The sequence below is a fragment of the Pseudomonas sp. P4_D7 genome, from assembly GCF_056401755.1.
Genome location: NZ_JBFUIR010000042.1, coordinates 27400 through 41141 on the forward strand (window position 1 = coordinate 27400; position 13742 = coordinate 41141).

Here is a 13742-nt window from a genome sequence, read left to right on the forward strand (position 1 = left end):
GCCGATACTCGACCCATCACTTATTCACGCAGGGAGTTTCTCCATGAACGTATTCGTCACCGGCGCTGCCGGTTTTATCGGCGGCTCCATCGCTAGCGGTCTGGTCAAGGCCGGGCATCAAGTCACCGGTCTGGTGCGCAACCCTGAACAAGCGGCTGAGCTCAAGGCACTGGGCATGACCCCGGTCATCGGCACCCTCGACGACAAAGCATTGCTCGCCGAACAGGCCCGTGCTGCCGACGCAGTAATCAACGCCGCCAGCAGCGACCATCGCGGCGCCGTCGAAGCATTGCTCGACGCGTTGCGCGGTTCCAGCAAAGTGTTCCTGCACACCAGCGGTTCGAGCATCGTCGGCGATGCATCGGGCGGCAAGTCCAGCGATGTCATCTACTACGAAGACAACTTGCCAGAGCCGACTGTCGACAAAGCTGCGCGCGTGGCAATCGATAACCTGATCCTCGCAGCGGCGCAGGACGGCGTGAACTCGGCGGTGATCTGCAACACGCTGATCTACGGCCACAGCCTGGGCGTTATCCGCGACAGCGTGCAATTGCCGCGTCTGCTCAAGCAGGCGCGTAAAAGCGGTGTGGTGCGCCACGTTGGCACTGGCCAGAACATCTGGTCCAACGTGCACATCGAAGACGTCGTCGCCCTGTACCTGCTGGCGCTGACCAAGAACGTACCGGGTACTTTCTACTTCGTCGAAAGCGGCGAAGCATCGTTCATCGACATGACCACCGCCATGGCCGAAGCCCTGAACCTGGGTCAACCGCAAGACTGGCCGTTGCAAGACGCCGAAGCCGAATGGGGCTACGAAATGGCCAACTACGGCCTCGGCTCCAACAGCCGCGTACGCGGCAAACACGCCCGCGAACTGCTGGGCTGGGCACCGAAACGCACGTCGGTGGTTGAATGGATTCGTAACGAAATGGTGTGATGGGTGTTTAAGCCCCACCGGGCTTTGTTATCGCCCTTTAGAACGGCTGCCATCGGGCAGCCGTTTTCGTTTCGGGCTTTACGCTTGTGTCACGCCAGACCTATGGTGCTCTGAACATTGCCAGTTCAGCAGGGACAAGGATGATTAACCGTTATGAAGCAGAAGGGGCGCAAAGCAGCTTTCAGCCCGGCTCGAATGAGCAAGTGCTGAGCAATAAACTGGGAATTGTCGAACCCGAAGACATGGATGATGCAGAGCTGGTTCTGTTGGAAAAGCTCTACCAATCGGTACTTATCGAGCATTTGCCTGATCGGTCACTGACTGTTCAGGATTTGAAGGATTGGCATCGACACTGGCTCGGGAACATCTATCCATGGGCGGGTGATGTGCGCGCGGTAAATTTGGGCAAGGATGGATTTTTCTTTGCTGCTGCGCCGCAAATTCCTCGATTGCTCAATGGATTTGAAAGGGACTGCCTGGCGAAATACACGCCATGTCGGCCCGATCTGGACGAAAACCTGATTCGCGCCATTGCTGTAACGCACGTCGAGTTCATCCTTATTCATCCCTTTCGCGAAGGTAACGGACGCTTGTCGAGATTACTGGCGGATGTCATGGCCGTTCAGGCGGGCTACGTGCCGCTGGACTACAGCAGTTGGGAGCGAAACAAAGAGGCTTATTTTGCAGCCATCAACCAAGGGCTTAACTGCAACTACGAACCCATGGAGTATTGGGTCCGGCAGGCATTGTGGACTTGAGGCGGAGCTACTTGGCCAGGGACAAGTGCAGGAACTTGCTGGACCTGAGTTTGAGTTTGCGCTCAATGGTCTCCACGCTTTGACCCGTCTCGATGGCTGTCGAACTGGCAACTGCGCGAATCAACGTTTCGGTTGTCAGTTTTTTTTTGGTGCGAGGCGTGGGGCTCATGGCAGGGACTCCGCGGAGGTTGTCAGGCGAGTATAGCGCTTGGCTGGATTTGAAAAATATAAGGTATGGCTGGACACCGAACCGGTGGTAGCTGGTTTGCCAGCGATAGTGGTCGGCCAGTCAGCATCTAAGTTGAATGTGCAGCCATCATCGCTGGCAAGCCAGCTCCCACAGGTTTTGCGCATTCTGTCTGGAAGAATGCGATCAAAACTGTGGGAGCGAGCCTGCTCGCGAAAGCGCTGGATCAGTCGGCAGAGATGTTGAATGTGAAGCCGCCTTCGCGAGCAGGCTCGCTCCCACATTGGTTTCTCGTTCACCGAAAAACCATGTAAATCCCGCCCCGCTATTTTCATTAATCACGACAAGACATACCCATCAGCGACACGCCTTGCCTCTCCACGAAAATTACTTTCATGCGGTTTGAAATCTCGATCTCGAAATGATTTATGAGTTTCACAACCCATTCGAACGTGACCCTTTCGAGGAGTACCGCATGACGCCTTCCTTCGGCTATTGGCTGCTGGTCTATGCCGCCGTCGCCATCATTGCGCTGATCGTGTTGATCGCCCGTTACCGGCTCAATCCGTTCATCGTCATCACCTTGATTTCCATCGGCCTGGCACTGGTGGCGGGGATGCCGCCGTCGGGTGTAGTGGGGGCGTATGAGGCCGGGGTGGGCAAGACGCTGGGGCATATTGCGCTGGTGGTTGCGTTGGGGACGATGCTCGGCAAGATGATGGCCGAGTCCGGCGGCGCCGAGCAGATGGCGCGCACGCTGATCGATAAATTCGGCGAGAAGAACGCGCACTGGGCGATGGTCTGCATCGCCTTCTTGGTCGGCTTACCGCTGTTCTTCGAAGTCGGTTTCGTGTTGCTGGTGCCGATCGCGTTCACCGTGGCACGGCGCGTCGGCGTGTCGATTCTGATGGTCGGCCTGCCGATGGTCGCCGGCCTGTCGGTGGTGCATGCGCTGGTGCCGCCGCACCCGGCGGCGATGCTCGCGGTGCAGGCCTATCAGGCGTCGGTCGGGCAGACTTTGCTGTATGCGATCGCCATCGGCATTCCGACCGCAATCATTGCCGGTCCGCTGTACGCCAAATTCATCGTGCCGCGCATTCAACTGCCGGCAGATAACCCGCTGGAAAAACAATTTCTCGACCGCGAACCGCGCGACAAACTGCCGGGGTTCGGCATCACCATGGCGACCATTCTATTGCCGGTGGTGCTGATGCTGATCGGCGGCTGGGCCAACCTGATTTCCACCCCGGGCAGCGGTTTCAATCAGTTCCTGTTGTTCATTGGCAACTCGGTGATTGCCTTGCTGCTGGCGACCTTGCTGAGCTTCTGGACGCTGGGCATCGCCCAGGGTTTCAACCGTGAATCGATTCTGAAATTCACCAACGAATGCTTGGCGCCGACCGCCAGCATTACTTTGCTGGTGGGCGCTGGCGGTGGCTTGAACCGCATTCTGGTCGACGCGGGCGTCACCGATCAGATTGTCGGTCTCGCCCACGAATTCCACCTGTCGCCGCTGATCATGGGCTGGTTGTTCGCGGCGTTGATGCGCGTCGCCACCGGTTCCGCGACCGTGGCCATGACCACCGCGTCCGGCGTGGTCGCGCCAGTGGCCATTGGTCTGGGTTATCCACACCCTGAACTGTTGGTGCTGGCGACCGGCGCTGGCTCGGTGATCTTTTCCCACGTCAACGACGGCGGCTTCTGGTTGATCAAGGAATACTTCAACATGACGGTCGCGCAGACGTTCAAGACCTGGACCGTGCTCGAGACGCTGATCTCGCTGGTCGCGTTCGGCCTGACCGTCGGCCTTTCTTACCTGCTGTAACCGGAGCCTGCCGCCATGGACATCCTTTATCAGATCCGCGCCCGCCAGGATTCCTTCAGCGCCGGCGAAGGTCGCATCGCCCGGCTGATGCTCGACGACGTCGGTTTTGCCGCCAGCGCCAGCCTCGAAGACCTCGCGCAACGCGCCGAAGTCAGCACCGCCACGCTGTCGCGTTTTGCCCGCACCGTGGGCTGCCGCGACCTGCGTGATCTGCGCCTGCAACTGGCTCAGGCCAGCGGCGTCGGCAGCCGTTTTCTCGACCCGGCGGGCACGCCTGAGCAGTCGGCGTTTTACGGGCAGATCGTCGGCGACATCGAAACCACGCTGCGCCAGCACCTGGCCGGATTCGACGAATCGCGCTTTGCCGATGCGGTGAAAATGCTCGGTCAGGCACGGATGATTCACGCCTTCGGTATGGGCGGTTGCTCGACCCTCTGCAGCGATGAATTGCAGGTCCGCCTGGTGCGCCTCGGCTACCCGATTGCCGTGTGCCATGACGCGGTGATGATGCGCGTCACCGCCGCCAGCCTGAACGCCGAGCAAGTGCTCATCGTTTGTTCGTTGACCGGCATCACTCCGGAGTTGCTGGAGACTGTGGAACTGGCGCGCAACTACGGCGCGCGCATTCTGGCGATCACCCGCGCCGATTCGCCGCTGGCGCAACTGGCCGACATCGTCCTGCCGCTGCAAGGCGCGGAAACCTCGTTCATCTACAAACCGACGGCGGCCCGCTACGGCATGCTGCTCGCCATCGATGTGCTGGCGACCGAGCTGGCACTGGCCAATCCTGAAGACAATCAAGAGCGTCTGCGGCGGATCAAACTCGCCCTCGACGAATACCGTGGCGGCGACGATCACCTGCCGCTGGGAGACTGACATGCTGTACGACACGCTGATTCGCAACGCCCTGATCATCGACGGCAGCAACGTGCCCGGTTACCGCGCCGACGTGGCGATTCGTGAGGGCCGCATCGAGCGTATCGGTGACTTGCACGACGCCACGGCAACCGAAGAAATCGACGCAACCGGCCGTGTGCTGGCGCCGGGTTTCATCGACGTGCACACCCACGACGACACGGTGGTGATTCGTCAGCCAGAGATGCTGCCCAAGCTCAGCCAGGGCGTGACCACGGTGATTGTCGGCAACTGCGGGATCAGCGCTTCGCCCGTGACATTGAAGGGCAATCCGCCCGACCCGATGAACCTGCTCGGCACAGCGGCGGCATTCGTTTATCCACGCTTCAGCGATTACCGCGCGGCGGTGGAAGCGGCGAATACCACGCTGAACGTGGCGGCACTGATCGGCCACACGGCGCTGCGCAGCAATCATCTGGATGATTTGTTCCGTACCGCGACGCCAGAAGAAATCGCCGCGATGCGCGAGCAGTTACGCGAAAGCCTTGAGGCTGGTGCGTTGGGTTTATCCACAGGTCTGGCGTACGCCAGCGCCTACAACGCCTCCACCGATGAAGTGATGCAACTGACCGAAGAACTGACGGCATTCGGCGCGGTGTACACCACGCACCTGCGCAGCGAATTCGCCCCGGTTTTGGAAGCGATGGACGAGGCGTTTCAGATTGGCCGTCACGCCAAATCGCCAGTGATCATTTCCCACCTCAAATGCGCCGGCGTCGGTAACTGGGGGCGCAGTCCGCAACTGCTTGCGTCATTGGAAGAGGCCGCCAAAACTCACCCGGTCGGCTGCGATTGCTACCCGTATGCGGCGAGTTCATCGACACTGGATTTGAAGCAGGTCACCGATGCGCATCGCATCACCATCACTTGGTCGACGCCGCACCCCGAGGTCAGCGGCCGCGACCTGATCGACATCGCTGCTGAATGGAATCTGCCGCTGCTCGATGCCGCGAAACGCCTGCAACCGGCCGGCGCGGTGTACTACGGCATGGACGAGGCGGATGTACGAAGAATCCTCGCCCATCCGTTGTCGATGGTCGGGTCTGACGGACTGCCCGAAGACCCGTTCCCGCATCCGCGCCTGTGGGGCGCTTTCCCACGGGTGCTCGGACATTTCAGTCGTGACGTCGGGCTTTTCCCGCTGCACACCGCCGTGCACAAGATGACCGGATTGTCGGCGGCGCGATTTGGTTTGAAGGAACGCGGTGAGATTCGTGAAGGCTATTGGGCGGATCTGGTGTTGTTCGATCCGGCGACCGTGCGTGATGTCGCGGACTTCAGTGATCCGCAACGGGCTGCGCAGGGGATTGATGGGGTTTGGATCAATGGCGTGTTGAGTTACCGCGATGGACAGGCGAATGGCAGGAGAGAAGGGCGTTTTCTGGCACGCGAAGGTGATTTGCGCCAAGGGTTTCATTGATTCTGATGGCGCCACGTCTCATGGTGGCACTCTGAGATTAAAGAAAGTCATCAACAGGCCGAATTGCTGACATCCACCCCGTCTACACTGTGGGGCCAACCAGTCAGGGAGCACCCCATGAGCTTCGGCAAAACCACCCCGATCCTGCGGATCTTCGATGAAGCCAAAGCTGTCGAGTTCTACGTCGATTTTCTGGGTTTCAAGATTGACTGGCAGCATCGCTTCGAGGCGAATTTTCCGCTGTATCTGCAGGTGTCGCGGGGCGAGTGTGTGTTGCATTTGTCTGAACATCATGGCGATGCGACGCCGGGTTCGGCGCTGCGTATCGAGACGGATGAGCTGGAGGCGTTTCAGCAGCAGTTGGTGGCCAAGGACTACAAGTTCTCCCACCCGGGTATTCAGGCGATGCCGTGGGGGAGTCAGGACATGACGATCGTTGATCCGTTTGGTAATCGGCTGGTGTTTACCAACGCGATTTGTCTCTGAGCTGAAAAGCCCCTCACCCTAACCCTCTCCCGGAGGGAGAGGGGACCGATTCGGGGATGCTTGAGAGATGCACCGACCTGAACCTGCTCGGTCGAATCCATAATCGACTCGGTCATTCAGGTCGATGTCTAGCGCCAGACAACTCGGTCGGCCCCCTCTCCTTTTGGGAGAGGGCTGGGGTGAGGGGAAAATGGCACACCGCAAAAAGAAGCCCGCCACCTAACCATCACAGTTGGGGCAGCGGGCTTTTTCGTTACTCGGTCGGCACTAACCTGTCCAACACGCGATTGACGGCCATTTCCGCCACCATCACCACTTGCGCAATACCCTGCAGCGTCTTGCGGTGTGTGCCTTCAACCTGCGCGGCATGGTTGTTGAGCATGACGGTCGCCGAGCCAAGCGTTTCGCTGGCGTCGGCCAGCAGGGATTCGGTGCCTGCCTCGGGGTTGGCCATGTACAGCGTGTTGGGGGAGTAGGGCGTTGCCATGAGGTCGGCGTTCGTCGGACCGAGGTAGTGGTCGAGCGCGCGCTCGGCGGCTTCGTGGAATTTCTTTGAATCGGCGGATTCGTAGGGGGAGGCCGGGTCGGTGACCGGCGGGTTTGGCGTTATCTTGAACATAGCTGTGTTCCCTTTGTTGAGCGGCAACCCTTTGGCTACTAAACGAAAGGGTGGCAGCTGCACGCAGGTTAGTAGACCGGGGAACTCAGCTAAAAGCCGGCGCGCCGAAGCGCCCTGCGTACAGCCACCATCAAGCTCAGGTACGCGAGTACCTGTGATGAATGTACGACCAGCAGAATTACCGCCGGGCTACTAAACCCGATCACTGGGAATCAGTGACGCAATCAAGTTACGCAGCATGCTCAGGGCGCACAAGCCGGCGGATTCTGGCGCAGGCGTAGGTTACGGCGCAAGGATTTGTGGGCTGTTTCGCGTAACGCTGAGTGTCTTTAAACACCTGTGATGCGGGATGTTTATTGCGCTCAAGTATCGAGGATTTGCCTGTAGGAATTGGGTGCTGCAGTTGGYGCATTCGCGAGCAAGCTCGCTCCCACAATGGATCTGCAGTGAACATCGAATTTGTGAGCCGCCGAGATCTACTGTGGGAGAGAGCTTGCTCGCGAAGAGGCCCGAACAATCACCCGCGATGCATCTGCCGAAACTCCCCCGGCGGCATCCCGCGCCGACTCTTGAACGTGCGGTGAAACGAGCGGGGTTCGGTAAACCCCAGATACTGCGCAATGTCCTGAATCGGCAGCGTGCTATTGAGCAAATAATGCTCAGCCAGCTCCTGACGCAAATCATCGAGAATCTGCTGATACGACGTCCCCGCCTGATGCAACTGCCGCTGCAACGTCCGCACCGAAACGCTCAACTGTTCGGCGACCTGTTCCTTGCGCGGCAACCCCTCCTTGAGCAACTGCCGCAGGATGTTTTTCACCTGCTGCTCAAGCGACGCATCCTCCAGCGTCGCCATCAAGCCCAGCGCATGTTCTTCCAGCGTTCGCAGCAACTGCGCATCGGCCTGACGCAACGGCAGCTGCAAATACGCCAGCGGCACGACCAGCGCCGAATACGGCTGATCGAACAACACCGGGCAATCGAAAAACGCTTCGTACTGCGCTGGCGTGGCCTCGGCCGGGCATGGATGTTCGAGCCAAACTCCGGCCGGCGACATCTGCGTGTCGGCGATCCAGCGCGCATAGTGCAGCCACGAACCGAGGACGTTTTCCACCAGATGCCGACGAATGCGCGGGCGCTGATAGCGGCAGGTCCAGATCAGATGCACGTGACCGTCCTGCACCTCGGCACGGCTGACGCCCATGTCGCCGACCAGTTTCTCGAACGGCATGATCCGGCTCATCGCATCGCCCAACGTCGCGCAGTTCATGGTGATGTAACCGAGCACGCTCCACGAATTGGGCAGGACAAAATTCGCCGCGTTGAGCCCGAACAACGGATCGCCCGAGTGCTCGCAGAAATAATCCAGCAAGCGTTCATGCGCCTCACCGGGCAAACGCAGGGTGTTGTCGCTCAACTGCTGCGCCTGCAAACCCGCCGCCGCCAACGCCGGTTCGACGGCCATGCCCAGTTGCTCGGCGTGGCGCAGGTATTTGAGCAGTGGCGGAACTGAGGTGAAGCCGAGCGATTGCATGATCCCTTCCTTTGATCGACGGCCGCGTGGGCGGATGAATGCCTGAAAGGTAATTTGAAACCCCGACTAAAGTAAATGGCTGACGCTTGCGCGACGTTTGACTCAATTGGCTACACGAACTGGCCGGATGCGACCGTGACACTTGGCGGCCGCTGGCTAGTATGGAGGCCTGAAATATCACTGATCTGACGGTAAGAAGGACACACGCATGCGACGCTGGAACGGCTGGGGAGATGCAACCACGGTGGTCGAACTTCCGGCCCAGGGCGCGGAGTTTCTTCATGAGCGCCTGGGCGAGGGGCGCGCGCTGCCCGATGCGACGCTAGAGGCGGCGCTGGCGCGTGTGCCGAATTCGCGGTTGCAGGCGCACACTTTGTACAGCGTCGATGCCCATGATCGTTTGCTGCATGCGCGGGGCCAAAGTCTGCCGGACTGGCTGGCGTTGCGCGAAGGTGCGCTGGGCCATTATCCCGATGCGGTGGCCTTTCCCGAGACCGCTGAGCACATCCGCCAGTTGCTGGCACTCGCCCATGAACAAGACGTGTGCCTGATTCCTTATGGCGGCGGCACGTCGGTGGCCGGGCACATCAATCCGCCGCAGTCGTTGCGGCCGGTGGTGACGGTGTCGCTGGCGCGGATGAACCGCCTGATCGACCTCGATGAACAGAGCCTGCTGGCGACGTTCGGCCCCGGCGCGAGTGGGCCGCAGGTCGAAAGTCAGTTGCGTGCGAAAGGCTACACGCTGGGGCATTTTCCGCAGTCCTGGGAGCTGTCGACGCTGGGCGGTTGGGTCGCCAGCCGTTCCAGCGGTCAGCAGTCGCTGCGCTATGGCCGGATCGAGCAGTTATTCGCTGGCGGAACCCTGGAAACCTTCGCCGGGCCGCTGGAGATTCCAACCTTCCCGGCCTCTGCCGCCGGTCCTGATCTGCGCGAAGTGGTGCTCGGTTGCGAAGGCCGTTTCGGGATCATTTCCGAGGTTAAAGTGCGGGTCAGCGCGCTGCCCGCCGATGAGCGTTTCTACGGTGTATTTCTGCCCGACTGGCCGCAAGCGCTAAGGGCGATCCGCCAATTGGCTCAAGCGCGCGTACCGCTGTCGATGCTGCGCCTGTCCAACGCCGTGGAAACCGAAACGCAACTGGCGCTGGCCGGTCATCCGCAACAAATCGCCTGGCTGGAAAAGTATCTGAAACTGCGCGGCGCCGGTGCGGGCAAGTGCTTGCTGACCTTCGGCGTGACCGGCAATCGTCGACAAAACGCGCTGTCGCTGAAACAGGCGCGACAACACCTCAAGGCCTTCGGCGGCGTGTTCACCGGCACCTTGCTCGGCAAGAAATGGGCGCAGAACCGCTTCCGTTTCCCCTATCTGCGCGAGAACCTGTGGAACGCCGGTTACGTGGTCGACACGCTCGAAACCGCCACCGACTGGAGCAATGTCGACCACCTGCTCAACCTCGTTGAAAACAGCCTGCGCGAGGCCTTGGCCGCCGAAGGCGAGCGCGTGCACGTGTTCACCCACCTGTCCCACGTCTACGGCGAAGGTTCGAGCATCTACACCACCTACGTGTTTCGCCCAGCAGCGGATTACCCCGCGACGCTGGCACGCTGGAAGGCGCTGAAACACGCGGCAAGCCAGACCATCGTCGACAACCACGGCACCATCAGCCACCAGCACGGTGTCGGCAAGGATCACGCGCCGTACCTGCTGCGCGAGAAGGGCGCATTGGCGATGGACACCTTGCAGGCGCTGAGCAAACACTTCGATCCGGCCGGGCGCCTCAACCCCGGCACGCTGCTGCCGGAGTGACGGCCATGAGTCAGGACTGGAACGCCGCGTGGCGCCAGCAGATTCTGCCGACGCTGGCCGAGGAAAGCTGGGATCTGATCGTCATCGGCGGCGGTATCAGCGGCGCCGGCATCCTGCGTGAAGCGGCGCGTCGAGGTTGGCGCTGTCTGTTGCTGGAACAGCGCGATTTTGCCTGGGGCACGTCCAGTCGATCTTCGAAAATGGTTCATGGCGGTTTGCGTTATATCGCCAAAGGGCAATGGCGCCTGACCCGTGATTCGGTACGCGAACGTCAGCGCTTGCTCGACGAAGCGCCGGGGCTGGTCGAGCCGATGAGTTTCCTGATGCCGCACTATCGCGGCGGCTTTCCCGGGCCTCGTGTACTGGGCGGTTTGCTGAGCGTGTACGACGCCTTGGCGGGACGGCGCAGCCATCGCTTTCATGATGCACAACAACTGCGTTATCTGGCGCCGGGCGTGAGGGAAAACGACTTGCTCGGTGGCACCTGTTTTGTCGATGCGCTGACCGATGATGCGCGGCTGGTGATGCGTGTGTTGAGCGAGGCGCGGGCCGAGGGTGCGGTCGTGGTCAATGGCGTGCGCGTCGAACATCTGCTGCGGGAAAACGGCCGAGTGTGTGGCGTTCAGGTCGAGGATTGCGAATCCGGTTCGTCACTGCGATTGCGCTGCGACGTGCTCGCGGTGGCTACTGGCGCCTGGGCTGAACGCCTGCGCCCGGCAGAGGCGCCACGGCAATTGCGGCCGTTGCGCGGTAGTCATCTGTTACTGCCAGGTTGGCGTTTGCCGGTCGCACAGGCGTTCACTTTCATGCATGAGCGCGACCGGCGTCCGGTGTTCGTTTTCCCGTGGGAAGGCGCGACGGTGGTCGGCACCACGGACCTCGATCATCGCGAGGATCTGGATCAGAGCGCGAGCATCAGCGGCGAAGAACTCGACTATCTGCTGGCGGCTTGCACGCAACAGTTTCCCGGAGCGCAAGTGAACGCTTCGGACGTGCTGTCGACATGGTCGGGCGTACGTCCGGTAGTCGGCAGTGCGGCGGGCAATCATAAAGACAAACCGTCGAACGAAACCCGCGAGCATGTGCTGTGGCAGGAGCCCGGTTGCGTGACCCTGGCTGGCGGCAAACTGACCACGTTTCGCCCGCAAGCCATCGAAGTGCTTAAGGCCTGCGCGGCGATGCTCGAGCGTCCTTTCATTGACGACGCCGCGCCAGTGTTTGCCGCTGTGCCTGCGCTGGCGATCCCTGAATTGAGCAACCATCAGTGGCGACGCCTGGCCGGACGGCATGGCCGCGACCTGCCGAGGCTGGCGCAACTGATCAAAGAAGTCAGCCACGAAACGGTCGGTGCTACGGACACGTTGTGGGCAGAACTGGCCTTCGCCTGCGAAGCGGAAATGGTCTTGCACCTCGACGATCTGCTCCTGCGCCGCACGCGTCTGGGCCTGCTGTTGCCGCGCGGTGGCGAAGCGTATTTCGCCGCCATCCGCCAACTCTGCCAGCCACGACTGGGCTGGAGCGACGAACACTGGCAGCAGGAAGAACAGCGTTATCGGGCGTTGTGGCAACGCCATCACGGTTTGCCGGATGCCACGCCTTGATGCCCCCAGAAGAGAGCTCCATGGATAACCACCCGAACAAGCGTTACCTGCTGGCCATCGACAACGGCACCCAGAGCGTGCGCGCGCTGCTCTTCGATTTGCAGGGCAATCTGCTCGGCAAAGGCAAGGTCGAGTTGCAGGCGTATTACTCGACGCAACCGGGCTGGGCCGAGCAGGATCCTGAGTATTACTGGGCGAAACTCGGCGAGGCGTGTCAGCAGGTCTGGCAGCAAACGGGGATTGATCGCGCGCAGATTGCCGGCGTTTCCCTGACCACGCAGCGCGGCACGGTGATTAACGTCGATGCCGAGGGCAAGCCATTGCGTCCGGCGATTCTGTGGCTCGATCAGCGTCAGAGCGAGGTCGAGGGCGGCATCAAAGGGCCTTGGGGCTGGTTGTTCAAACTGGTCGGCGCGCAGGGCACTGTGGATTACTTTCGTGCCCAGGCTGAGGCGAACTGGATCGCTCAGCATCAGCCTGAAGTGTGGGCGGCGACGGACAAGTTTTTACTGCTCTCGGGGTTTCTCACCCATCGACTTTGCGGACGCTTTGTCGATTCGGTCGGTTGCTGCGTCGGCTACCTGCCGTTCGACTTCAAACGCCTGAAATGGGCCGCACCGAGTGACTGGAAATGGCAGGCGCTGGCGGTGCGCCCCGAGCAATTGCCGAGCCTGCACAAACCCGGTGAAACCCTCGGCCACATTACCGCCGAGGCCGCTCGCCATACGGGTATTCCCGAAGGCTTGCCGCTGATCGCTGCCGGCGCCGACAAGGCTTGCGAAGTGGTCGGTTCTGGCGTGGTCGATGCGAGCACGGTGTGCTTGTCCTACGGCACCACGGCGACGATCACCAGCACCCGCTCGCGCTATCTGGAAATCGTCCCGTTGATCCCGCCATATCCATCTGCGGTGCCGGATCAGTACAACTGCGAGGTGATGATTTATCGCGGTTACTGGATGGTCAGCTGGTTCAAGAACGAGTTCGGATTGCGCGAGATGCAGCAGGCGAAAGAGCAGGGTATCGAGCCTGAGCAGTTGTTCGATGCACTGGTTGAGGCGGTGCCGCCGGGCTCGATGGGCCTGATGCTGCAACCGTATTGGTCGCCGGGGATTCGCGAGCCGGGTGTCGAGGCCAAAGGCGCGATGATCGGCTTCGGCGATGTGCACACCCGTGCGCATATTTATCGGGCGATTCTTGAGGGACTGGCGTATGCGTTGCGTCAGGGCATGGAGAATATCGAGCGGCGTTCGAAGGTCTCGGTCAAGCGGTTGCGCGTGGCCGGTGGCGGCTCGCAGAGTGATGCGGCGATGCAGCTCACGGCGAACATTTTCGGCCTGCCGGCGGAGCGTCCGCATGTGTATGAGGCGTCCGGTCTGGGCGCGGCGATTTGTTGTGCGGTGGGGTTGGGGCTGCATGCGGATTTCCCTACGGCGATCGCTTCAATGACCAGAGTAGGGGCTGTCTTCACCCCACAACCCGATGCGCAAAAAATCTACGAGCAACTGTACAAAGAGGTCTACCTGCGCATGTATCGCCAACTCAAACCGCTGTATCAGAGCATCCGCAAAATCACCGGTTACCCCGCCTGAAAGAACGCCGCCAATCCCTGTGGGAGCGAGCTTGCTCGCGAATGCGGAGTGTCAGTCACTATTGTCT

11 protein-coding genes are annotated in these 13742 nt (G+C 60.7%); 9 read left to right on the forward strand and 2 right to left on the reverse strand.

The window, feature by feature from the left end; all coding sequences use genetic code 11:
• Nucleotides 1-43 precede the first annotated feature (43 nt).
• From AC1DVF_RS22625 to AC1DVF_RS22650, 6 genes are all read left to right on the forward strand, one after another.
• Nucleotides 44-937, forward strand: a complete 894-nt coding sequence (locus tag AC1DVF_RS22625) for an NAD-dependent epimerase/dehydratase family protein (RefSeq protein ID WP_186623016.1) — start codon at nucleotides 44-46, stop codon at nucleotides 935-937.
• 140 nt (nucleotides 938-1077) lie between these two features.
• Nucleotides 1078-1695, forward strand: a complete 618-nt coding sequence (locus AC1DVF_RS22630) for a Fic/DOC family protein (protein WP_477783163.1) — start codon at nucleotides 1078-1080, stop codon at nucleotides 1693-1695.
• A gap of 662 nt (nucleotides 1696-2357) precedes the next feature.
• Complete coding sequence (locus AC1DVF_RS22635; protein ID WP_095051052.1) at nucleotides 2358-3707, forward strand: GntP family permease; 1350 nt, start codon at nucleotides 2358-2360, stop codon at nucleotides 3705-3707.
• A gap of 15 nt (nucleotides 3708-3722) precedes the next feature.
• A complete protein-coding gene (locus AC1DVF_RS22640; protein WP_110718966.1) occupies nucleotides 3723-4583 on the forward strand; it encodes a MurR/RpiR family transcriptional regulator in 861 nt (286 codons plus the stop codon).
• A 1-nt stretch (nucleotide 4584) separates the two neighbouring features.
• The gene (locus AC1DVF_RS22645; protein ID WP_477783164.1) at nucleotides 4585-6042 is read left to right on the forward strand and encodes an N-acyl-D-amino-acid deacylase family protein; all 1458 of its coding nucleotides are present in this window, start codon (nucleotides 4585-4587) and stop codon (nucleotides 6040-6042) included.
• A 117-nt stretch (nucleotides 6043-6159) separates the two neighbouring features.
• Complete coding sequence (locus AC1DVF_RS22650) at nucleotides 6160-6528, forward strand: glyoxalase superfamily protein (protein ID WP_095051026.1); 369 nt, start codon at nucleotides 6160-6162, stop codon at nucleotides 6526-6528.
• Between the two features lie 253 nt (nucleotides 6529-6781).
• Here AC1DVF_RS22650 and AC1DVF_RS22655 read toward each other — a convergent pair whose 3' ends face one another.
• Together AC1DVF_RS22655 and gliR are read right to left on the reverse strand one after the other, a co-directional pair.
• Entirely contained in the window at nucleotides 6782-7147 is a 366-nt protein-coding gene (locus tag AC1DVF_RS22655) for a DUF6124 family protein (protein WP_099757938.1), read from the reverse strand.
• Between the two features lie 517 nt (nucleotides 7148-7664).
• Nucleotides 7665-8681: an AraC family transcriptional regulator GliR gene (gliR, locus tag AC1DVF_RS22660; RefSeq protein WP_477783165.1), complete on the reverse strand. Its 1017-nt coding sequence runs from the start codon at nucleotides 8679-8681 to the stop codon at nucleotides 7665-7667.
• 208 nt (nucleotides 8682-8889) lie between these two features.
• Between gliR and AC1DVF_RS22665 the strand changes: the two genes are divergently transcribed.
• From AC1DVF_RS22665 to AC1DVF_RS22675, 3 genes are read left to right on the forward strand one after another with little or no spacing between them, the layout of a single operon-like run.
• Nucleotides 8890-10485, forward strand: a complete 1596-nt coding sequence (locus tag AC1DVF_RS22665; protein ID WP_460089822.1) for an FAD-binding oxidoreductase — start codon at nucleotides 8890-8892, stop codon at nucleotides 10483-10485.
• Nucleotides 10486-10490: 5 nt separating this feature from the next.
• Nucleotides 10491-12086 carry a glycerol-3-phosphate dehydrogenase/oxidase gene (locus AC1DVF_RS22670; RefSeq protein WP_477783166.1) on the forward strand — a complete coding sequence of 532 codons (1596 nt, stop codon included), beginning with the start codon at nucleotides 10491-10493 and terminating at the stop codon, nucleotides 12084-12086.
• Nucleotides 12087-12106: 20 nt separating this feature from the next.
• The gene (locus AC1DVF_RS22675) at nucleotides 12107-13675 is read left to right on the forward strand and encodes an FGGY-family carbohydrate kinase (protein ID WP_477783167.1); all 1569 of its coding nucleotides are present in this window, start codon (nucleotides 12107-12109) and stop codon (nucleotides 13673-13675) included.
• Nucleotides 13676-13742: the final 67 nt, after the last annotated feature.

Coding starts and splice junctions, on each gene's coding strand:
- AC1DVF_RS22670 (WP_477783166.1), top strand. CDS start 10,491: ATGAGTCAGGACTGGAACGCCGCGTGGCGCCAGCAGATTCTGCCGACG.
- AC1DVF_RS22640 (WP_110718966.1), top strand. CDS start 3,723: ATGGACATCCTTTATCAGATCCGCGCCCGCCAGGATTCCTTCAGCGCC.
- gliR (WP_477783165.1), bottom strand. CDS start 8,681: ATGCAATCGCTCGGCTTCACCTCAGTTCCGCCACTGCTCAAATACCTG.
- AC1DVF_RS22645 (WP_477783164.1), top strand. CDS start 4,585: ATGCTGTACGACACGCTGATTCGCAACGCCCTGATCATCGACGGCAGC.
- AC1DVF_RS22635 (WP_095051052.1), top strand. CDS start 2,358: ATGACGCCTTCCTTCGGCTATTGGCTGCTGGTCTATGCCGCCGTCGCC.
- AC1DVF_RS22650 (WP_095051026.1), top strand. CDS start 6,160: ATGAGCTTCGGCAAAACCACCCCGATCCTGCGGATCTTCGATGAAGCC.
- AC1DVF_RS22630 (WP_477783163.1), top strand. CDS start 1,078: ATGATTAACCGTTATGAAGCAGAAGGGGCGCAAAGCAGCTTTCAGCCC.
- AC1DVF_RS22655 (WP_099757938.1), bottom strand. CDS start 7,147: ATGTTCAAGATAACGCCAAACCCGCCGGTCACCGACCCGGCCTCCCCC.
- AC1DVF_RS22665 (WP_460089822.1), top strand. CDS start 8,890: ATGCGACGCTGGAACGGCTGGGGAGATGCAACCACGGTGGTCGAACTT.
- AC1DVF_RS22625 (WP_186623016.1), top strand. CDS start 44: ATGAACGTATTCGTCACCGGCGCTGCCGGTTTTATCGGCGGCTCCATC.
- AC1DVF_RS22675 (WP_477783167.1), top strand. CDS start 12,107: ATGGATAACCACCCGAACAAGCGTTACCTGCTGGCCATCGACAACGGC.